Origin of the sequence: Streptomyces sp. SID486 (genome assembly GCF_009865385.1) — a bacterium.
Classification (GTDB): Bacteria; Actinomycetota; Actinomycetes; order Streptomycetales; family Streptomycetaceae; genus Streptomyces.
Genome location: NZ_WWJT01000240.1, coordinates 1 through 745 on the forward strand (window position 1 = coordinate 1; position 745 = coordinate 745).

The 745-nt window shown below is 78.8% G+C and carries 1 pseudogene; it reads right to left on the minus strand.

Features of this window, described 5'->3' with window-relative positions:
• Positions 1-745: pseudogene (locus GT045_RS39625) on the minus strand (hypothetical protein); the annotation flags it as partial.

The window sequence follows — 745 nt, forward strand, 5'->3', positions numbered from 1 at the left end:
GGCCCCGCCCCCGAGTCGCCCGGTCTCGCTTGCGTACCTCCCGGCTCCGCCTCCGAGTCGTCCGGTCTCGCTTCCGTACGGTCCGGTCTCACTTCTGTACGGTCCGGCTTCGCCTCCGAGACGTCCGGCCCCACCTCGGTACGGTCCGGTCTCGCTTCCGTGCCGGCCGGTCTCGCTTGCGTACCTCCCGGCCCCGCCTCCGAGTCGTCCGGTCTCGCTTCCGTACCCCCCGGCCCCGCCTCCAAAGGGCCCGGTCTCGCCTGCGTACCGGCCGGCCCCGCTGCCGTGCCGGCCGGCCCCGCTTCCGTAGCGGCCGGAGTCCACGGCATCAGTGCGGCCGCCTGCCGCAGCTGTGCCGCGAGTCGTTCCACGCCGCCCGCCAGCACCTCGGCCTGCGCCACCGCGCCCTCCCCGGCACGCAACTGCCACGCGGCCCGCCGTGCGTCGCCCTCTTCGGCGGCCCGGCGGGCCCCGGCGAGCCGGGCGCCGGCGAACACCAGCCGGTCCTCCGCCAGTTCGAGGTACCCGGCCACGGACCCGGAGGCGGAGGGCGCGTACCGCTCGCGGAGCGCCGCCAGGGTGCGCTGCGCGGCCACCACCCGGACAGCCGCCTCGCGGCACCGCCCCTCGGCCACCTCCGACCCCGCCGGCCCGGCTCCCTCGCCCGCCTCCCGCGCACCGGACCCCCGTACCCGGTCCAGCGCCGCCGCCTCCGCGTCCAGCCGGCGGCCCGCCTCCGCGCACC